Origin of the sequence: Thermomonospora sp. CIF 1 (assembly GCF_001896795.1) — a bacterium.
GTDB lineage: Bacteria > Actinomycetota > Actinomycetes > Streptosporangiales > Streptosporangiaceae > Thermomonospora > Thermomonospora curvata.
The window spans coordinates 67,443-86,221 of sequence record NZ_MOYN02000021.1 but is presented as its reverse complement, the minus strand read 5'-3'; the positions used below and the strand labels follow the sequence as shown (position 1 = coordinate 86,221).

Annotated in this window: 15 protein-coding genes; 7 read left to right on the top strand and 8 right to left on the bottom strand. The window is 70.1% G+C overall.

The annotated features are described in order from the left end of the window. The first annotated feature begins 31 nt into the window (after nt 1-31). From BUE48_RS13680 to BUE48_RS13670, 3 genes are read left to right on the top strand one after another with little or no spacing between them, the layout of a single operon-like run. Nucleotides 32-1,681 carry an acyl-CoA carboxylase subunit beta gene (locus BUE48_RS13680; protein ID WP_012853101.1) on the top strand — a complete coding sequence of 550 codons (1,650 nt, stop codon included), beginning with the start codon at nt 32-34 and terminating at the stop codon, nt 1,679-1,681. Nucleotide 1,682: 1 nt separating this feature from the next. Further along, nucleotides 1,683-1,934 (top strand): acyl-CoA carboxylase epsilon subunit, encoded by a 252-nt coding sequence (locus tag BUE48_RS13675; RefSeq protein WP_286990040.1) that lies wholly within the window; start codon nt 1,683-1,685, stop codon nt 1,932-1,934. Nucleotides 1,935-1,989: 55 nt separating this feature from the next. Beyond that, nucleotides 1,990-2,595, top strand: a complete 606-nt coding sequence (locus BUE48_RS13670; protein ID WP_012853100.1) for a response regulator transcription factor — start codon at nt 1,990-1,992, stop codon at nt 2,593-2,595. A 69-nt stretch (nt 2,596-2,664) separates the two neighbouring features. On the opposite strand, the gene BUE48_RS13665 is transcribed toward BUE48_RS13670, so the two are convergent. From BUE48_RS13665 to BUE48_RS13645, 5 genes are all read right to left on the bottom strand, one after another. Then, nucleotides 2,665-4,683: a sensor histidine kinase gene (locus tag BUE48_RS13665; RefSeq protein ID WP_286990039.1), complete on the bottom strand. Its 2,019-nt coding sequence runs from the start codon at nt 4,681-4,683 to the stop codon at nt 2,665-2,667. Between the two features lie 740 nt (nt 4,684-5,423). Beyond that, a complete protein-coding gene (locus BUE48_RS13660; RefSeq protein ID WP_012853098.1) occupies nt 5,424-6,092 on the bottom strand; it encodes a hypothetical protein in 669 nt (222 codons plus the stop codon). Between the two features lie 82 nt (nt 6,093-6,174). Next, nucleotides 6,175-8,448, bottom strand: a complete 2,274-nt coding sequence (locus BUE48_RS13655) for a TOMM precursor leader peptide-binding protein (RefSeq protein ID WP_012853097.1) — start codon at nt 8,446-8,448, stop codon at nt 6,175-6,177. 23 nt (nt 8,449-8,471) lie between these two features. Next, nucleotides 8,472-8,627, bottom strand: coding sequence for a hypothetical protein (locus tag BUE48_RS13650; RefSeq protein ID WP_012853096.1), 156 nt, complete (start codon nt 8,625-8,627; stop codon nt 8,472-8,474). 311 nt (nt 8,628-8,938) lie between these two features. Then, nucleotides 8,939-9,853, bottom strand: a complete 915-nt coding sequence (locus BUE48_RS13645) for an MBL fold metallo-hydrolase (RefSeq protein ID WP_012853095.1) — start codon at nt 9,851-9,853, stop codon at nt 8,939-8,941. 204 nt (nt 9,854-10,057) lie between these two features. Between BUE48_RS13645 and BUE48_RS13640 the strand changes: the two genes are divergently transcribed. Together BUE48_RS13640 and rfbA are read left to right on the top strand one after the other, a co-directional pair. After that, entirely contained in the window at nt 10,058-10,498 is a 441-nt protein-coding gene (locus tag BUE48_RS13640) for a nuclear transport factor 2 family protein (protein WP_012853094.1), read from the top strand. Further along, nucleotides 10,495-11,397 carry a glucose-1-phosphate thymidylyltransferase RfbA gene (gene rfbA, locus BUE48_RS13635; RefSeq protein WP_012853093.1) on the top strand — a complete coding sequence of 301 codons (903 nt, stop codon included), beginning with the start codon at nt 10,495-10,497 and terminating at the stop codon, nt 11,395-11,397. Before BUE48_RS13640 ends, rfbA begins: the two co-directional genes overlap by 4 nt. Nucleotides 11,398-11,467: 70 nt before the next feature. Here rfbA and BUE48_RS13630 read toward each other — a convergent pair whose 3' ends face one another. Both BUE48_RS13630 and BUE48_RS13625 read right to left on the bottom strand, forming a co-directional pair. After that, the gene (locus BUE48_RS13630; protein WP_286990035.1) at nt 11,468-12,421 is read right to left on the bottom strand and encodes an NAD-dependent epimerase/dehydratase family protein; all 954 of its coding nucleotides are present in this window, start codon (nt 12,419-12,421) and stop codon (nt 11,468-11,470) included. Nucleotides 12,422-12,516: 95 nt separating this feature from the next. Continuing rightward, on the bottom strand, nt 12,517-14,775 hold the full coding sequence (locus BUE48_RS13625) for an ATP-binding cassette domain-containing protein (protein ID WP_012853091.1): 2,259 nt from the start codon (nt 14,773-14,775) through the stop codon (nt 12,517-12,519). A 141-nt stretch (nt 14,776-14,916) separates the two neighbouring features. Here BUE48_RS13625 and BUE48_RS13620 point away from each other — a divergent pair, with 141 nt between their 5' ends. Both BUE48_RS13620 and BUE48_RS13615 read left to right on the top strand, forming a co-directional pair. Next, nucleotides 14,917-16,317, top strand: a complete 1,401-nt coding sequence (locus BUE48_RS13620) for an NDP-hexose 2,3-dehydratase family protein (RefSeq protein WP_012853090.1) — start codon at nt 14,917-14,919, stop codon at nt 16,315-16,317. 77 nt (nt 16,318-16,394) lie between these two features. Continuing rightward, nucleotides 16,395-17,612 (top strand): class I SAM-dependent methyltransferase, encoded by a 1,218-nt coding sequence (locus BUE48_RS13615; RefSeq protein WP_012853089.1) that lies wholly within the window; start codon nt 16,395-16,397, stop codon nt 17,610-17,612. 10 nt (nt 17,613-17,622) lie between these two features. On the opposite strand, the gene BUE48_RS13610 is transcribed toward BUE48_RS13615, so the two are convergent. Next, nucleotides 17,623-18,771 carry a sulfotransferase family protein gene (locus tag BUE48_RS13610; protein WP_286990033.1) on the bottom strand — a complete coding sequence of 383 codons (1,149 nt, stop codon included), beginning with the start codon at nt 18,769-18,771 and terminating at the stop codon, nt 17,623-17,625. Nucleotides 18,772-18,779 lie beyond the last annotated feature (8 nt).

The following is an 18,779-nucleotide window of genomic DNA, read 5'->3' as shown; positions in this document are numbered from 1 at the left end:
CGGCGGGGATCTTCACACGCTAGGAGTTGTGATGACGACGCCAGTGGACAAAGAGGTGGAGAGCGTCGCGGCCGAGGGGCTGACGGCCCGGGGCGGTGCCGCAGGGAACGGCGATGTGCTCACCCAACAGGACAACCTGCGTACCCGCGCCGAAAGCCTGAACCGGCTGAAGGCCGCCATCGTGCGGGGGCCGAGCGTGGAGGCCACCCGCCGGCAGCGGGCCAGAGGCAAGCTCACCGTCCGGGAACGGATCGACCTGCTGTTCGACGAGGGGACCTTCGTCGAGATCGAGGCGTTCCGCAGGCACCGGGCGACTTCCTTCGGCCTGGACCGCAAACGTCCCTACACCGACGGCGTGGTGGCCGGCTGGGGGCTGGTCTTCGGCCGGAAGGTGTTCGTCTACGCGCACGACTTCCGGATCTTCGGCGGGGCGCTCGGCGAGGCGCACGCGGCGAAGATCCATAAGGTGATGGACATGGCCGTGGCGGCCGGTGCACCGCTGGTCAGCCTGTGCGACGGGGCCGGGGCCAGGATCCAGGAAGGCGTTACCGCGCTGGCCGGCTACGGCGGCATCTTCCGCCGCAACACCCTGGCCTCGGGGGTCATCCCGCAGATCAGCGTGATCTTGGGGCCGTGCGCCGGGGGCGCCGCCTACTCGCCGGCGCTGACCGACTTCGTGTTCATGGTCCGCGACGTGGCGCAGATGTTCATCACCGGTCCGGACGTGGTCGAGGCCGTCACCGGCGAGCGCATCGACATGAACGGCCTGGGGGGAGCCGATGTGCACGCTTCGCTGTCCGGGGTGGCCACCTTCGTCCACGACGACGAGGAGTCCTGCATCGAAGAGGTCAGGTACCTGCTGTCACTGCTGCCGCCCAACAACCGCACCCTGGCCCCCGTGGTGCGGACCGGCGACCCTCCCGACCGCAGGAACGAGGCGCTGCTGGACATCGTCCCGGTCGGCTCCGCCACGGCCTACGACATGCACCGGGTCATCGAAGAGATCGTCGACCACGGTGAGTACCTGGAGCTGCACGAGCATTGGGCGCGCAACCTCATCTGTGCGCTGGCGCGGATGGATGGCCGGCTGGTCGGTATCGTCGCCAACCAGCCCTTGGTGGCGGCCGGCGCGCTCGACATCGACGCCTCCGCCAAGGGTGCTCGGTTCGTGCAGATGTGCGACGCCTTCAGCATCCCGCTGATCACGCTGGTCGATGTGCCCGGCTTCCTGCCCGGACGCGAGCAGGAGCACAACGGGATCATCAGGCATGGCGCCAAGCTGCTGTACGCCTACTGCGCCGCGTCGGTCCCCCGCATCCAGCTGGTGTTGCGTAAGGCCTACGGTGGCGCCTACATCGTGCTGGACTCCCGGTCCATCGGGGCCGACCTGTCCTTGGCGTGGCCGACCAACGAGATCGCGGTCATGGGCCCGGAGGGCGCGGCCAACATCATCTTCCGCCGCGAGATAGCCGGCTCCCCCGACCCGGAGCGGACGAGGGCCGAGTGCATCGAGGCCTACCGCGAGGAGCTGATGCACCCTTATTACGCGGCCGAACGCGGTTTGGTCGACGACGTCATCGACCCGGCGACAACCCGGCAGACCCTGATAAGGGCGCTGGATATGCTGGAGATGAAGCACGCTCCCGCACCGGCCCGCAAACACGGCAACCCCCCGATGTGACATGCCCGGTGAACCGCTTTTCAGAATTGTCGCGGGCCGTCCGAACGAATATGACATCGCGGCATTGGCCGTTGTTTTCAGCATTGTGCGGGACCGAATCGCCGAGGAATCGGAAGAGCTCGCGGTCGCCCGGGAGGCGAACTGGTTGTCGTCGTCCTGTTATCACGCGCCCGGCGACTGGTGCGGCGCACTGCAAGCGGGCGGCTGGCGGACCGCACGATGGACATCCGAAGGCGGCGAACCCGGAATTTAGAGCATTTCGTGAACTTTCTGGCGAAAGTTGCATATCCCGGCTAGGGTGGGGTCCGATGCTCCGGGTGATGCTGGCAGAAGACATGCATATCGTCCGCGCGGCCATTGTCGCGCTTTTGGACCTCGAGGAGGACATCCGGGTTGTCGCGGACGTGGCTTCGGGTGACGAGATCATGCGCGTGGCCCGCGCCTACCGGCCCGATGTGGCGATCATTGACATCGACCTGCCGGTCGTCGACGGCATCACCGCGGCCCGCATGATCCATCAGGAACTGCCCGAGACCCGCACTCTTATCCTGACCAGCCTCGGCCGTCCGGGAACCCTGCGCAAGGCGCTGACGGCCAAGGTGGGCGGTTTCATCATGAAGGACGCGCCGCCGGGGGAGCTGACCGAGGCGATCCGGACCGTCGCGGCGGGCCGGCGCTACATCGACGGCCAGTTGGCTCTCGCGGCCTGGGACAGCGGGGAGTGCCCGCTGACGGAGCGGGAGCTGGAGGTACTGCGGATCGCGGCCAGCGGGTCGGGGGTGGAGGAGATCGCCGCCACTTTGTTCCTGACCACCGGCACCGTGCGCAACTACCTCGCCTCGGCGGTCTCCAAGCTCAACGCCCGCAACCGGATCGACGCGATCAGGATCGCCCACGCCTCCGACTGGCTGTGACCGCCGCCGCATCGTGCGGCACGGCGGGGGAGGGCGCCGCCCGGACGGCGGGCCCCGGCGCGCGGAGGCTCAGCCGGGCTGCGGGCCGGGCTCCGGCAAAGGCACATGCGCCCGCAGCATGAACAGGCCGTCGCGGCCGTGTTCGGCCTCCAACGAGCCGCCCAGCTCGGTCAGCCGGGAACGGAGACTGTCGACTCCGCCGCCCTCCGCCAGGGTGCCTCCGGTCGCGGACGCCCCGTCGTTGACGATGCACAGGATCACCCCCTCGGCTGTGCGCCGGGTGGTGATGGCGCAGCGGGTCGCCTCACTGTGCCGCAGCACGTTCGTCGCCCCCTCGCGGAGCACCATGGCCAGCACGTTCTGCACCGGCTGCGGCAGCCGGCCGTGCGCCAGGCTGATGCACGGGTCGATCCCCGCGGCGGTCAGCACCGAGCGCACCGAAGAAGACTCCGAGTCCAGGGTGATGTCCCGGTGACCCGAGGCGACCTTGCGTACATCGGTGAGCGCCTGCCGGGCCACCCTCAGCAATTCGCCCAGCTCCGCCCGTGCCCGCTCCGGTTCATCGGCGCACAGCCGCATCGCCAGCTCGCCTCGGGCGATGACGTTCGACAGGCTCCGGCCCACCAGTTCCTGTAGCTGCTGGCCGAACTGCAGCCGCTGCTCCATCACGGCCAGGTCGGCCAGTTCCCGGCGGGCCGCATGCGTACTGGCCACCAGTGCGATGAGCCGGACCATCCCGAAGGTCACCAGACCGGTCATCGCGGTGGAGACGGCCCCGTACGCCACATAGAGGGGCGCGCTGCCCAGGGCGGCGTGCACGCCGGCGATGCCGAGCGCTACGGCCAGGAAACCCGGTACCGCCACGGCCGGGCGCAGCGTGAGCAGGATGCTGCCGGCGACGAGCCCGGGCGTGCCCAGGTGGGGGTTCTGCATGACCACGATCGGGGTGAAGGTCAGCGCGGCGAGCGCCAGAAGCGCCCCGTAGGAGCGCGCCGGGCGTTTCCCGACGCGCGGATTGGCGAAGTACCCCAGCTGGATCAGGGCGACCCCGCCGATGCAGGCGAAGGCGAACGCCATCGGACCGGCCCCCTTGACGGTGCTCAGCACCCATAGCACGCCGATCAGGGAGTAGCCGCCGAGCGTGGTCCACACCAGCAGCTCGGGGAAGCGGAGCCTCTCGTCCCGAAAACGCCGGCCGGAGGCGGGTGCGGGCCGGGCCGTCTTCACCGGCTCGGCGCCGTCCCCGCCCTCCGGCGTGTCCAGGGGCGCCTCGGCGCGCAAAAGGAACGTGCCATCGGGCCGGAGCCGGGCGATCAGGGTTCCGCCGATCCTGTCGATCCGGCGGGTCAGGTTGGCCAGCCCGCTGCCGCCGAGAGGCAGGTCGAGGCCGCGGCTCGGGGCGGAGCAGTCGTTGACGATCTCCAGCACGGCGGTGGCGCCGTCCCGGCCGATGGTGACCGAGCAGCGCCGGGCGGCGCCATGGCGGAGCACATTGGTGATGCCCTCCCGCAAGATCGTCGCGAAGACCGTCTCGATGGGCTCCGGCAGCCGGGTGTCCGCCCCGCGCAGCGACAGCTCGACCTCGGCGGCCGCCAGGATCGAGCGCGCCGACTCCAGTTCCTCCGCCAGGCGCAGCCGGTGTCCGCCGGCCGCCACGGACCGGGCGTCCGCCAGCGCCCGCCGTCCGATGTCGAGGATCTCGGCGAGCTCCCGTGCGGCTCGCGCCGGATTCGGCACGATCAGCCGGTGGGCCAGCTCGCTTTTGAGGACGAGCGCCGACAGGCCGGAGCCGAGCAGGTCGTGCACGTCCCGGGCGAACCGCAGCCGGTCCTCGGCCACCGAGACACGGGCCAGCTCGCTGCGCATGTCATGCAGGGTGGAGACCACCGAGCGCAACTTGGAGAGCCCGTAGACGATGAGCCCGGTCTGCCCCGTGATGAGGATCAGGTAGGGGACGCCATAGGGCGGATCGACGTACGGGGCGCCGATGACGCCGACGCTGAGCGCGATCACCGCCCAGGCGATCCAGCGTGGAACGGCCGGCAGCACCAAGAGCGCGTTCCCGGCCGAGAAAGCCTGCAGCGACACCCAGGAGTTCCCCAGGTGAATAAGCGGAAGATAAGAAACCAGCAAATGCAGAACGAGCATTCCATATGCCCGTTTGGAGCGCAAGTCGGCGCCAACGCGGCTGAAGAAGCCGAACTGCATTACCAGCAATGTGACCCCGGCCACAATGGCCAGTGCCACCCGTTGCGGCGTCGCTCCGTCTTCGAAGACCCAAACCAGGGCCATGGCGTAGAAGCCGCCGAACACCGAGGCCATGACCAGCATGGCCAGCCGGGGCGCCAGGGCGGTGGGCCGCTCGAGAGGCGGTGGCGCCGACCGTCGGCCGATGCTCGAAGTATCGGGCGACGCCGCCGTCAGTGTCATGTGATCCGCCCCTTGCCCGCTGCTCACGACAGTGAACCTTTTCCGACACGTGACCGGCGGGCCCGCGCAGCGGGCGAGCCGCGCCCGAGGCGGTCCGCACGGCGCCGGTCACCGGCTCGTCCCGACCGTGGTGGAACGGGCCATCACGCCGGTGATCAGGCAGAACGGGTACTGAAAAAGTTCGGTGACACCTGAATACGATCCAAGCCTGACTGAGTGACCTCCTTTTGGGCAAGAGAAGAATGCGAGATGGCCACTACCGGCTCATATGGGGCGTGCCTGAAAGGGGAAGTGGTCACTGCGGTGAAGCGCGGTTCCCGCGGCCGGTGGGCCGGGACGGAATCGTCGCCGCAGGTCGCGTCCGCTTTCCGGGGATGCCGGAGGGCGGCCCGATCGCGCTAGAGGGCCGGGGAGGCCGGCCCGGACCGCTCGGCCACCGTGACCATGCCGGCGCCGGCCAGATAGGCGACCACATCGACGGTCAGCCGCACGTTCAGCCGCACCGCGGCCGCGACGTCCTTCAGGAGGTGAGGCCCGCCGGCCAGCCGGCGGACCACGTTCACCGCCGGTGGGCGCAGCTCCACCTGGTGGAGCGCCGACGGGGCGGACAGCGTGTGCAACCCGCCGAGGGACTCCAGGCGGCAGCCGGGGACCAGCGTCACCAGACTGGTCTCGGTGACCGGCGGGATGGAGAAGGCGGCGTGGGCCGACACCGGCACGACCGAGATGTCCGGGCCGGCGCCGTCGCCGAGTTCGAGTGAGGCGATGACGCAGCCGCCGAGCTGCTCGATCACCCGCTGCACCCGGCGCCAGGCCGGTGAGGTCTCTTGCGAGCCCGCCCTCCAACGCAGGTAGTCCTCTCGCAGACCCGCGACGTTCCCCAAGGTCACCGGGCCCAGGGTCATGCGGTGCAGCGACTCGCGCACCACGGCGCTGCCGTCGTCGATGTGGATGTCGCCCCATCGGGTGCGCGCCACCAGTCCGTCGCCGACGTTCAGCAGCAGGACGTCCTCGGTCAGCGACCAGAGCGGACGGGCGGTCAGCGTGGGACATCTAGGCTCAGCCAACGGTTTTGCCTTCTAATGCGGGGATTCAACTGGGCCGCCGGTCTTCGGTGATTCTTCCGCCGCGACTCGAGGGCCGCTCGAGTCAGGCGAACAGCGGGATCGGATTGAGATCCGCGTAGCGTGTCGGCCGCTCCCGCAGCCCCATCCGGACCGGGACGTCGAAGAGCCGTCCGGGGGCGAACCTGGCCCAAAACGGGCGCAATCCGGGAACGATGACCTTCACCACAGGAAGCCCGACGTCCGGGCGGGTCTGGTCGAGCACCAGCACCTCCAGGCCGGCCGCCTCCAGCGTGGCCTGGATGGAGGCGATGTCCTCGGCCAGGTCGGGTTCGAAGACATACGGGTGGTCCTTGCGGCGCCGTTTGGGGGCGTGGGGGTCGGGGGTCAGATAGGGCTGCTGCTCGACGGTGATCTCACGCAGCCAGCGCTCCAGATCCGGGTCGCCGCATTCGCGCTGCTCCGCGACGACCCAGGGCATCGCCTGGTTGAGCTCGGTGAGCGCGCGGCGGACCGCCACCGCCGGGTCGAGATGGGCGCCGAAGCCGAACATGATGCGCTCGGGCCCGCCGGATGTCCGGCGGGACAGCGCGGCCATCGCCGGGACGCCCAGGTCGGAGGTGACGTCCAGCACCCACACCTGGCGGCCGAGGTCGGCGTGGACCTGCCGGAGCCGGTCGATCCACGGGTCGCCGAGGTCGTCCAGGTCGAACTCCGGCATCCGCAGCCGGTTGTACCACCAGATCGCCACCGCGTCCCGCTCGATCAGCTCCAGCAGCCCCTGCAGGATGGCGTCCTCCAGGGAGCTGCCGGCGGCGTTGCCGTTGGAGTCGGCCGGGACGGGGCCGGGGGCGCCGTAGTACAGCATCGAGGTCGGCAGCAGCCGGTGCTCCCGGCGGCTCAGCGACCAGACCGGGGTCCAGTCGATCACGGCGCGCTCGTCGAACGGCTCGGGAATGTGCAGCAGCGGGCCGTGAGCGGAGTTCCATTCGGCGCGGGCGGCGTACTGCCGTTCGTCGAACAGCTGACAGGCGTTGGGATGTATCGCCAGGTGCCGCAGTGCCTCGAAGGAGCCGCTGATCCGGCACTCGTCGCCCTGGAAGGAGCCGCAGAACCGCTCGGCCGCCTCGCACAATGCACCGGCCTTGGCCTCGACCGCGGTCACGCCCTTGCCGCCGCTGTGCGAGCGCAGCATTGAGCGCAGGCCCTTGAGGGTGCGCGCGCGCAGCGCCAGGTTGGGACCGGAACGGTAGGAGTTGAAGAATCGCGGGCCGCGCTCGTCGGGGGTGATCTCGGCGACGATGCCGGTGATGGGCCCGACCAGGTGCCGGTACCGCTCCAGGACGCTCTCCGGGGCGGCGGACCGGTGGCCGCCGCGGGCGCCGGGCGCCTTGCGCCGGGAGACGGGTTCGACCGGACGGTGAGCCCGCCGCCGCATCAGGTCCGGGTCGCCGCAGGAGGGGCACTGCGGGCGGCGGACGGCCTCGTGGTGCCGGACGCGCAGGGTGAGGGTGTCCTGGGTCCACACCCGCCGCTGGCCGGGATGGCGGTGGCCGCCGAGCCACTTGACGGCCTCCAGCGCGATCGTGCAGGCCGCTGAGGCGATGGTCACCGGCAGGCTCACCCTGGGGGGAGGCGGCACCGCCCGGTCGCCGGCCAGCTCCCGCAAGTGCGCCTCGGCGCGGCGGTGCACCGCGATCCGGTCGGCCAGGCATCGCCAGCAGGGCCCGTCGCCGGGGACGAAGAACGGCCCGACCCACACCTCGGTGCCGGTGGGCTTGGCGATGAGCCACGGCCGCCCCGTGCGCCGATGATCGTCGTTGATCGCGGCGAGCCGGGGGTCGAGGTAGTCGTCGCAGAGCACCACGGTCAGGTCGGCGCGTTCGTCCGCCGGGGCGGACCGGGAGTCCTGCGGGGACGACAAGGGGATCGCGGCGGCCTGGAAGGCGTCGGCAACTGGGGCGGTGTCGATCTGGGACAGCGAAAGGAGCTCGACTCGCTTGCCGCGCAGCTCCTCCAGTACCTGGGAGCCGTGCATCCCGGCGGCGTCCCAGTAGGCCAGCACCACCGGTTCGGCGTCGTCGTGGTCGGCGTGCACGGTCAGCAGTCCGGCCTCCGCCAGTCGCCGCACCCCGGCGGCGACCTCCTGGGAGCTCAGGGTGGCCGGTGCATCCCGCAGCACCCCGGCCAGGTCCCGGGTGCCGTCCAGCAGCCGCGCCAGCGGCGCGGCGCATGACCCTTCCAGTGCGGTGACCGCGCCCTCCTCGATCAGGTAGGTGATCCCGCCGTCGGCGAACTCGAGCCGAAGGTGCCGTTTGAAGCCGACCCTGCGGCCGGTCGACGTCGTGGTCCGGGTCATGTGCCGCGCCGCCTTTCCGTTTCTCACTCTCCGTCGATCAAAGCCCGGCAGCAGCGCGCGCTCGGCATGACCATCTGCTCGCCGTCCACCGAGCCGTCCAGCCGGTGGATCGACAGTTCGACGGTCTCGGAGGCCTCCGCCGGCAGCAGCGAGTCGATTTCCCTCAGCACTTCACTCATTTTCCATCTCCTTTCTCGGGCTTCCAGTCTCGGGGGTCGTGTCGCGCTCCACCGGTGCGGGGCCACCGCTCCCTTCCCACCGGAGACACCTTTGTGACTTGGGATTTCGTCTCCTCACTGGCGTCTTCCGTCCGCTGGGAGGGCGGTGGGGCGCGGAGCGAGAAAATCTCGTGTGGAATTGTGCGATTCAATCTTCGAAGGCGGTTCAGGTGATCGGTAGTGCGGCGCTCACGCGTCGGCTGTGAACTCCTCACAATCGGTTTCTGTGATCTTCATATGTGCCGCTGGAAAAGGCCTGTCCACCGGCACGGCTAGGCGTGGCAGGCGGGCAGGGCGCCGTGGAACTCGACCATCTCGGCGAAGGCGGACCCTACGTCGATCGGCGCACCGGGCGGCAGCCCGGCCAGCTCGGCGTAGGCGCGGTGCAGATTGCCGACCAGGCGTTCGGAGTCGAGCAGGGCGGCGAACCGGCCGAGATCGGCGCAGCGGGCGGTCTCCAGCGCCGGGCGGCCGGCCCGCACCCCCTCCTCGGCGACCTCCAGCAGCCAGGTCAGGTAGGACTCGGTCTGGTCGAACAGCTCCGGCCCGCCCACCGGTCCGTGACCGGGCACGACCACTCGGGGGCGCAGCTCGCGCAGCCGTCCGATCACCTCCAGCGAGCCGGTGATCGAGCCCATCAGGCAGAACGGGGTCGTCGCCGACCACACCACATCCCCGGTGAACAGCACACCGCTGTCGGGCAGCCAGACCACCGTGTCGCCGGCCGTGTGCGCCGGGCCCGGGTGGAACAGCTCGACCCGATGACCGCCGGGGTGAAGCACGGCCTCGCCGCGGTAGGTCACATCGGGTGCGGTGATCGGCGTCCGGCCCCAGTCCACCTCCGGCCACAACTCCCGCAGCGCAGGCCCGGCCGCCAGCTGGTCGCGGGCGCAGTTCTCGTGCGCGATGATCGTCGCCCGCGGCTTGAAATAGGCGTTGCCGAAGGTGTGATCGCCGTGGAAGTGGGTGTTGACCAGCAGGTCCGGCCCCTGGGGCGCGAGCCGTCTGACCGCCGCGTCCAACGCCCGGGTGCGCCGTTCGGTCGCCGCGGTGTCGATCAGCACCGTGCAGTCCTCACCGACGATCAGCCCGGCGTTGTTCAGGCACCATCCGCCGTCCGGCTGGATGTAGGCGTGGACCGACGGCGCCACCTCCAGCATGTGCGGACGCTCCCGTGCTGCGGTCATCTTCGGCGTCTCCTTCCCGCTTTGCGCACCGGTGGGGGGCGATGGTGGCCCGCCGGGGACGAGGACCGCTGGAGCGGCGGGCGAGACGGCCCGGGCCTGCGGGAACGGCGCACCGGACGGGGCGCTGGACCGGAAATCCAGCGCCGCTGGAGCCTGCGGGGAAACGCTGGGGCCGACCCGAAAGGCGACTGGGAGGAGCATGCGATGGGCACGCCGGTTGCGGCGGTCCGGAAGGTGACCGCCGAGGACTACGTGGACATCCTGAGCTTCTATGCCCGCCAGATGCACCTGCTGGACGGACTGAGGCTGGAGGAGTACGCCGACACCTTCACCCCCGACGGCGTCGTCGATCACGCCCACCGTGGCGAGCGGGTCGCCGGCCGGGAGGCGATGCTGGCGAGCATGCGGGCCGCCCTCCCGCGTTACCGGGGGGTGGTGGTTCGGCACTGGTTCGACCACCTGGTGATCGAACCGTCCGGCGACGGTTGGCAGGTCACCTACTACTCTCTGGTCACCCGCACCGACGCCGCCGGGAAGGTCGAATTCGAACCGACCTTCACCGTGCGCGACGAACTGGTGCGCGACGCCGACGGCCGGATCCGGACCCGGTCGCGGGTGATCCACCGGGACAAGCCGGACGCATGAAGGGGATCATCCTGGCCGGCGGCACCGGCTCGCGGCTGTACCCGATCACGTTGGCGGTGTCCAAGCAGCTGCTGCCCATCTGCGACAAGCCGATGATCTACTACCCGCTGTCGGTGCTCATGCTGGCCGGCATCAGTGAGATCCTCATCATCACCACCCCGGTCGACCAGCCGCAGTTCCGCCGTCTGCTCGGCGACGGCTCCCAGCTGGGCATCCGTTTGGAGTACGCCGAGCAGAAAGAGCCCAGGGGCCTGGCGGAGGCGTTCACCATCGGAGCCGACTTCATCGGCGGCGACAGCGTCGCACTGGTGCTGGGCGACAACATCTTCCATGGCCACGGCTTCAGCGAGACGCTGATGCGCAACGCCCGCGACGTGGACGGCTGTGTCTTGTTCGGCTACCCGGTGACCGACCCACAGCGGTACGGCGTCGGGGAGACGGACGAGTCCGGCAGGCTGATCTCGATCGAGGAGAAACCCGCCCGGCCCAAGTCCAATCTGGCGATCACCGGGCTGTACTTCTACGACAACAACGTCGTCGAGGTGGCCCGGAACCTGCGCCCGTCCGCCCGCGGCGAACTGGAGATCACCGATGTCAACCGGTGGTACCTCGAACGCGGCAAGGCCAAGCTGGTCGATCTGGGCCGCGGATTCGCCTGGCTGGACACCGGAACCCCCGAGTCCCTGCTCAAGGCCGGCCAGTACGTGCAGACCCTGGAGGAACGGCAGGGGGTGCGCATCGCCTGCATCGAGGAGGTCGCGCTGAAGATGGGCTACATCGACGCCGAGGCGTGCGCCCGCCTCGGGGAGCGACTGGCCAGTTCGCCCTATGGGCGGTATGTGATGGACATCGCCGCCGAGAGCGCCGGGCGAGGCCGCCCCGCCCGGCTGGCGTCCTGAACATCGTCGGCCCCACGGCCGCGGCGCCCGGCCCGATCATCGGGGCCGGGCGCCGCGGCCGTGAAGCGCTCTACGCCCGGGTCTGCTGTTGCACGCCGGACGGCCGCACATCGGCCCAGTAGTCCCGCACCGACTCGGCGATGGTCCGGCGCGGACGCCAGCCCAGCAGCCGCATGGCGGGCCGGATGTCCAGCTGCAGCCAGTCGGGTACCAGCGGTTTGCTGCCCTGTTCCACCACCCGGGCGGGCACCCCGCTCAGCTTGATGAGCAGGTCGACCAGGGAGCGGACCGGAATCGCCTCGCCGCGTCCGATATCGACGATCACTCCGACGTGCTCGGTGGCGAACGCGGCGGCGATCACCGCTTCCGCCGCGTCGCGGACGTCCACATAGTCGCGGTAGGCGCTCAGCGGGCTCAGCCGCACCTCGGCGACCTCGTCCCGCCCGACGCAGGCGGCCAGCCGTTCGGCCACCTGCCCGAGCAGGCTGATGGCCGGCGCCCCGGGCCCGGCGATGTTGGCCAGCCGCAGCACCATGCCGTCGACGGCGCCCGACCGCATGGCCCGCACCGCCGTCTCGGTGGCGGCGAGCTTGGCCCGGCCGTAGGCGGTGTCGGGACGCGGGACGGTGTGCGGCCCGACGGTGGTGCCCGGAGCGACGTGCCCGTATTCCAGGACCGAGCCCAGATGCACCAGCCGTGGCCGGAAGGACAGTGAGGAGAGGGCACTGATCAGTCGCTGGGTCGGCAGCGCCGCGGCCGCCCACATCTCCTCGGCCGATCGGCCCCAGATGCTCCCCACGGTGTTGATCACGATGCCGGGGCGCAGCCGTTCCAGCTCGGCGGTCAGCTCGGCGGCCGACAGCATCGCCAGGTCCATACGGACGAACGGATACTGCGACGGGCGCGGCGACGGCCGACGCCCGGCGACGATGACCCGCCTGCCGCGCTGGGCGAACGCCGCGCAGACGTGGCGGCCGACGAAGCCATGGCCGCCGAGTACCAGCACGCTGCCCTCAGGGGCCATGGGCACCCTCCCCTCGCGGTCGCATCCGGCTTCCAGGGTGGCGGCCTCCGCTCGGGGGAGGGTCGAACACCGCTGGCGCCCGGGCGGTTCGCCGCTCATGCGGCCAGGTACCGGCGCAGGTGATCACCGGTCGCCGAGTCCGGGCATTCCAGCAGTTGCCGGGGAGTGCCGGTGAAGACGACCTGCCCGCCGTGTTTGCCGCCCTCCGGGCCCAGATCGATGACCCAGTCGGCCCGCCGCACCACGTCGAGGTTGTGCTCGATCACGATGACCGTGTTGCCGGCGTCCACCAGCCGGTCCAACAGGTCGACGATGGCCTCCACGTCCGACATGTGCAGCCCGGTGGTGGGCTCGTCCAGCACGTAGATGTCGCCGGAGCCGCCGAGCCGGGCGGCGAGCTTGAGGCGCTGGCGCTCACCGCCGGACAGGGTGCTCAGCGACTGGCCGATGCTCAGGTAGCCCAGGCCCACCTCGAGCAGGCCGCGCAGCCTGTCGCGCACCTCGCGTTCGGTGAAGAACTCCACCGCCTCCTCGGCGGACATCTCCAGCACGTCCGCGATGGACTTGCCGCGCAGCCGGTGGGCGAGCACTTCGGCGTTGAACCGGCGGCCCTCGCAGGACTCGCAGCGGGTCCGGACCGGGTCCATGTAGGCCAGTTCGGTGATGAGCTCGCCGCGGCCCTTGCACTCTTGGCAGGCCCCAGCGGAGTTGAAGCTGAACAGGGCGGCGTCGGTCTTGTTGGCCTTGGCGAAGAGCTTGCGGATCGGGTCCATCGCCTCCAGGAAGCTGACCGGCGTGGACCGCGCGGACGCCTTGATCGGCGACTGGTCGACGAAGATCGCCTCAGGGTAGGTCTGCATGAACACCTGGGAGACCAGCGAGCTCTTGCCGGAGCCGGCCACCCCGGTGACCACGGTCAGCACCCCGGTGGGGAAGTCGACCGAGATCGACTTGAGGTTGTGCAGGTCCGCCTCGATGATCGGCAGCCGCCCGGCCGGCTCGCGAAAGTCGCTCTTGAGCACGCCGGTTCTGCGCAGCCCGGCGCCGGTGAGCGTGTCGGCCTCCCGCAGTTTCTCGAACGGGCCCTCGAAGACGATCCGCCCGCCGTGCACGCCGGCCTTCGGCCCGATATCGACGACATGGTCGGCGATCGCGATGACGTCCGGGTCGTGCTCGACGACCAGCACGGTGTTGCCCTTGTCCCGCAGGGCGCGCAGCAGCTCGTTGAGCCGCCCCACGTCGCGTGGATGCAGCCCGGTGCTCGGCTCATCGAAGACGTAGGTCATGCCGACCAGGCTGCTGCTGAGGTGACGGACGGTCTTCAGCCGCTGTGCCTCGCCGCCGGACAGCGACAATGTGGCGCGGTCGAGCGTCAGGTAACCCAATCCGATCGCCTCGATGCGTTCCAGCGACGTGCGGATGCCTTCGACGATCGACGCGACGGCCGGGTCGTCGATCTCCGCCAGCACGGCGATCAGGTCGCTGACCTCCATGGCCGTCCAGTCGGCGATGTTGCGCCCGTTGATCTCGGTGGCCAGCGCCGTCGGGTTCAGCCGGCGGCCCCGGCAGGAGGTGCACTCGCCGAGCGTGATGAACCGCTCGATGTTGGCCCTGCCCCGCTCGCTGAGCCCGCTGAGGTCGCGTTTGAGGTTGTTGCGGGCAAACCGGTCGACGACCCCCTCGTACTTCATGTCATAGGTGGTGTTCTTGGTGCGCACGGTCACCTTGCCGCCGGTGCCGTGGCAGAGCATGTGCCATTCCTCTTCGGTGTAGTCGCGCAGCTTCTTGGACACATCGAAGTAGCCCGAGGCGGCGTATAGCTGCCAATCCATGCTGCCGACCTTGTGCGTGGGCAGCCGGATCGCGCCCTCCTCCAGGGACTTGGACTTGTCCAGCATCGCGTCGACGTCCACACGGCGGACCTGGCCGAGCCCTTCGCACTCCGGGCACATGCCCTCGGGGTTGTTGAAGGAGAACACGTGCGGGGGGTTTTCGGGCTTGCCGTGGCGAGAGAACAGCACCCGGAGCATCGAGTAGATGTCGGTCATCGTGCCCACGGTCGAGCGGGCGTTCCCGCCGACCGGTTTCTGATCGACGATCACCGGGGCGGTCAGGCCCTCGATCGTGTCCACGTGCGGGCGCTGGTATTTGGGGAGCTGGTTGCGGACGAACCAGCTGAACGTGCCGTTGAGCTGTCGCTGCGCCTCGACCGCCAGGGTGTCGAAGACCAGGGACGACTTGCCCGACCCGGAGACGCCCGTAAAGACGGTGATCTTGTTCTTGGGTATGCGCAGCGAGACGTCCTTGAGGTTGTGCTCGCGAGCTCCGACGATCTCGATGTGGTCGACCTCCATGGCGGCAGGGTGGACGGCGCCGCTCGAGTCCCGCTCGAGTGAGGCGATAGCGGGCTCCAGTCGCGCTGCCGTGGGATTCGAGCCGCCGGCCGCACCATCGCCGGGCACTCGGGTTCCCCGTCCGCCTGGAGGTGCCAGGTGATGCGACTGCGGCCGAGGGAGGACCGGGAGCTTCCCCGTCGGCTCGCCCTGTCCGCGGACTGCACGCAAGGTCTTCGTCTGCGGACTGAGGATTTCGACGGATGGCTGGCGGAGCGGGCGGCGGCGCATCCGTTCCGGGTCCGCCGGATCCCGTTCCGCCGGTTGCGCGGCTGGCGCTTCGCCCCCAGGACCGGGAACCTGGTCCACGACAGCGGGCGGTTCTTTTCGGTGGAAGGGCTGCACGTGCGCTGGCCGGCCGGTCGGTTCCCCGAATGGCATCAGCCGATCATCGTGCAGCCGGAGATCGGGATCCTCGGCATCCTGGCCAAAGAGTTCGACGGGGTGCTGCACTTTCTGATGCAGGCGAAGATGGAGCCGGGGAATCCGCGTCTGCTGCAACTGTCACCGACCGTGCAGGCGACCCGCAGCAACTACACGCGGGTGCACAAGGGGTCGGCGGTGCGATATCTGGAGTACTTCACCGGGCGGCGCCCCGGCAGGGTGATCGTCGATGCGCTGCAGTCCGAGCACGGAGCCTGGTTCCACGGCAAGCGCAACCGCAACGTGGTGGTCGAGGTCACCGAGGACGTGCCGCTCGCCGACGACTTTTGCTGGCTGACCCTCGGCCAGCTCAACCAGCTGCTGGCCAGGGACAACGTGGTCAACATGGATTCCCGCACGGTGCTGGCCCACCTGCCGGCGGCGGCCGCGCCGCGGCGCGCCGACCGGTTCCGGGAGGCGCTGGCGGCCTCCTGCGACCCCGAGGCCGGCGCGTTGTGGACGACGGCCGAGGTGCTGAGCTGGTTCACCGGCATGCGCGCCGAGTGCGAGCTGCGGGCCGGGCGGGTCCCGCTGGAGGGCCTGCCGGGCTGGTACCGCGGCGAGGACGAGATCGCCCGCGACGACGGCCGATTCTTCCGCGTCGTCGCGGTCGATGTGCGGGCCGGCAGCCGGGAGGTCGCGGCGTGGACGCAGCCGCTGATCCAGCCGTGCGGCCTGGGCGTGGCGGCGTTCGTGGTCCGGGACTTCGGCGGTGTGCTGCACGTGCTGGTGCATGCCAAGGCCGAGGCGGGGCTCGGCGACGGCGTCGAACTGGCCCCGACCGTGCAATGCGCGCCGGACAACTACCGGGGGATGCAGCCGCCGCCGTTCTTGGAACAGGTGACCGACGCCGGGCCCGAGCGGATCCGCTATCAGGCCATCCACGCCGAAGAAGGCGGACGGTTCCTGGCCGCGGAGAACCGCTACCTGATCGTCGAGGCGGACGAGCGGGTCCCCGACTCGCCTCCCCACGGGTACGCGTGGGTGACCGTCGGCCAGCTCGCCGAGCTGGTCCGCCATGGCCGTTACCTCAACGTGCAGGCGCGCACCCTGCTGGCCTGCCTGCACTCCATGCGGTGAGGGCGGGCGTTCCAGGCAGCCTCGACCGCGCCCCGAAGAACCGCCACCACCATGACCTTCGAGCCGAGGAGGTTGCAATGAGCGAGTGCCGGGTGTGCGGCGGTGCGGTACGGGAGTTCGTTGACTTCGGCCGGCAGCCGATATCCGATGCCTTTCCCGCCGCGGGGGCGGAGTCTGAGGAGTACTTCTTCCGGCTCGCGGCAGGGCAGTGCGAGGACTGCACGATGGTGCAGTTGATGGAGGAAGTCCCCCGGGACCTGATGTTCCGCCAGGACTACCCCTACTACTCGTCCGGCTCGGCCGTGATGCGCAAGCACTTTGAGCAGACCGCGCGGCGCTTTCTGGAGACCGAGCTGACCGGCCCGGATCCCTTCATCGTGGAGATCGGCTGCAACGACGGCGTCATGCTGAAGACGATCAAGGCGGCGGGCGTGCGGCATCTGGGCGTGGAGCCCTCCGGGGGCGTCGCCGGAGTCGCTGCGGCGGCCGGTGTCCGGGTCATGGTGGAGTTCTTCGAGGAGGAGACGGCCAAGCGGATCCGGGAGACGGACGGACCGGCCAATGTGATCTTCGCGGCCAACACGCTGTGCCACATCCCCTATATCGGCTCGGTGCTGCGCGGCGTCCGGGAGCTGCTGGCCGACGACGGCGTCTTCGTCTTCGAAGACCCCTATCTGGGCGACATCGTGGCCAAGACCTCCTTCGACCAGATCTACGACGAGCACTTCTACTTCTTCACCGCCCGCTCGGTGCAGAGCATGGCCGCCCGCTTCGGGCTGGAACTGGTCGACGTGCAGCGGCTCGCGGTGCACGGCGGGGAGGTCCGCTACACCCTGACGCGGCCCGGGGCGCGCACCCCCTCGCCCGCGGTCGCCGAGCTGATCGCCGCCGAGGACGCCCAGAAGCTGACCGAGCGGGCCACGCTGGAGGGCTTCGCGGCCAATGTCCAGCGGATCCGCGATGACCTGGTCGCTCTGCTGACGCGGCTGCGGGACGAGGGCAAGACGGTGGTCGGCTACGGCGCCACGGCCAAGAGCGCCACGGTCACCAACTACTGCTCTCTGGGAACCGGGCTGATCTCGTACGTGTGCGACACCACGCCCGCCAAGCAGGGCAGGCTCACTCCGGGCACGCACATCCCGGTGCGGCCGGTCGAGGCGTTCCAAAGCTGCTATCCGGACTACGCGGTGCTGTTCGCCTGGAACCACGCCGACGAGATCATGGCCAAGGAACGCGGCTTCCGCGAGGCCGGCGGCAAATGGATCACCTACGTCCCCGAGGTCCGCATCAGTTAGCCGGACGGTGTCACGAGCCGGGGCCCGATCCGGCGAAGCGTTCGGTGACCTCTTCGCCGGTCAGGCCGAAGTCGGCCAGGTCGTAGCGGTGGGCGGGGCGGGCTGCGCCGGTGCGGCTCTCTTCCAGCAGTCGCGCCATGGCCGCGCGCGCCTGGCCGGTGAAGGGCAGGCCGAAGTGGGCGTAGATGGCCTCGACCGTGCCGAGGGGGTCGCCGGTGAAGTCCTCGTAGCGGACGTCGAAGAAGCGGGCCGGGTCGTGCTTGGCGCGTTCGGCCCGGAAAAGCGCCAGGCCGCGGCTCCACAGCTCCAGCTGGTCGCGTCCGATCACCTTGCCGGTGAACACCTGTGACCAGCCGTCGGTGGCGTGGGCGGCCAGGCTGCACATCGACGCCATCGCGGTGCGCGGGTCGCGGTGGGTCTGCACGATGAGCGCATCGGGGTAGACCTCCAGCAGCGCGTCGAGGGCGAACAGGTGGCTGGGGTTCTTCAGCACCCAGCGCCGGCCGGGGTCGTTGAGCCCGATCAGCTGCAGGTTGCGGCGGTGGCGGCGGTAGGCCGGCCGCCAGTCCTGCTCCGCCAGCCAGGCCGAGTACGACGGCAGGTGCGCCAGGCATTCGAAGGACACCGACCGCATCGACTGGCGCAGCAGCTGCCAGCATTCCTCGACCATGTCGGCCGACATGTAGTGCACGCCCATGAACTCCGGGTGCGCCACATGGTGCCGCTGGTAGCCGGCCTGGATGGCCTGGAACACCGGGTTGTCCGCCCAGGTTTCGCGCGGGGGCCGCGGCTGGGGCACCTCGGCCAGCCACACCTCCAGCCCCTGGTGGGCGGGGTCGGCGGTGAGCAGCCGGTGCAGCGCGGTGGTGCCGGTACGCGGCAGGCCGGTGACGAAGATGGGCCGTTCGATGCGCACCTCGGCGTGCTCGGGATGCCGTTTCCAGGCGTCTTGGGCGAACAGCCGGGCGGCCAGGGCGGCGCGCAGCATGGCCCGTGCCGCCTTGACGCCCCGCGGGGTCAGCGCGGCCTCCTCGGCGTAGGAGTCCAGCAGCACCCGCAGGCCATCAAGGTGGTCCTCCCCGCCGAAGTCGCTCAATCCGGTGATCTTGCAGGCGGCCTCGTGCAGCTCCTCGGCCGTGCCGATCCCCTCGGTGGGCATGGCTGATC

What these genes read in the sequence shown, in the direction of transcription:
- BUE48_RS13655 (WP_012853097.1), bottom strand. Translation starts at nt 8,448, where the DNA reads ATGACCCGGACCACGACGTCGACCGGCCGCAGGGTCGGCTTCAAACGG.
- BUE48_RS13610 (WP_286990033.1), bottom strand. Translation starts at nt 18,771, where the DNA reads ATGCCCACCGAGGGGATCGGCACGGCCGAGGAGCTGCACGAGGCCGCC.
- BUE48_RS13640 (WP_012853094.1), top strand. Translation starts at nt 10,058, where the DNA reads ATGGGCACGCCGGTTGCGGCGGTCCGGAAGGTGACCGCCGAGGACTAC.
- BUE48_RS13625 (WP_012853091.1), bottom strand. Translation starts at nt 14,775, where the DNA reads ATGGAGGTCGACCACATCGAGATCGTCGGAGCTCGCGAGCACAACCTC.
- BUE48_RS13645 (WP_012853095.1), bottom strand. Translation starts at nt 9,853, where the DNA reads ATGACCGCAGCACGGGAGCGTCCGCACATGCTGGAGGTGGCGCCGTCG.
- BUE48_RS13670 (WP_012853100.1), top strand. Translation starts at nt 1,990, where the DNA reads ATGCTCCGGGTGATGCTGGCAGAAGACATGCATATCGTCCGCGCGGCC.
- BUE48_RS13630 (WP_286990035.1), bottom strand. Translation starts at nt 12,421, where the DNA reads ATGGCCCCTGAGGGCAGCGTGCTGGTACTCGGCGGCCATGGCTTCGTC.
- BUE48_RS13615 (WP_012853089.1), top strand. Translation starts at nt 16,395, where the DNA reads ATGAGCGAGTGCCGGGTGTGCGGCGGTGCGGTACGGGAGTTCGTTGAC.
- BUE48_RS13650 (WP_012853096.1), bottom strand. Translation starts at nt 8,627, where the DNA reads ATGAGTGAAGTGCTGAGGGAAATCGACTCGCTGCTGCCGGCGGAGGCC.
- BUE48_RS13620 (WP_012853090.1), top strand. Translation starts at nt 14,917, where the DNA reads ATGCGACTGCGGCCGAGGGAGGACCGGGAGCTTCCCCGTCGGCTCGCC.
- rfbA (WP_012853093.1), top strand. Translation starts at nt 10,495, where the DNA reads ATGAAGGGGATCATCCTGGCCGGCGGCACCGGCTCGCGGCTGTACCCG.
- BUE48_RS13680 (WP_012853101.1), top strand. Translation starts at nt 32, where the DNA reads ATGACGACGCCAGTGGACAAAGAGGTGGAGAGCGTCGCGGCCGAGGGG.
- BUE48_RS13675 (WP_286990040.1), top strand. Translation starts at nt 1,683, where the DNA reads ATGCCCGGTGAACCGCTTTTCAGAATTGTCGCGGGCCGTCCGAACGAA.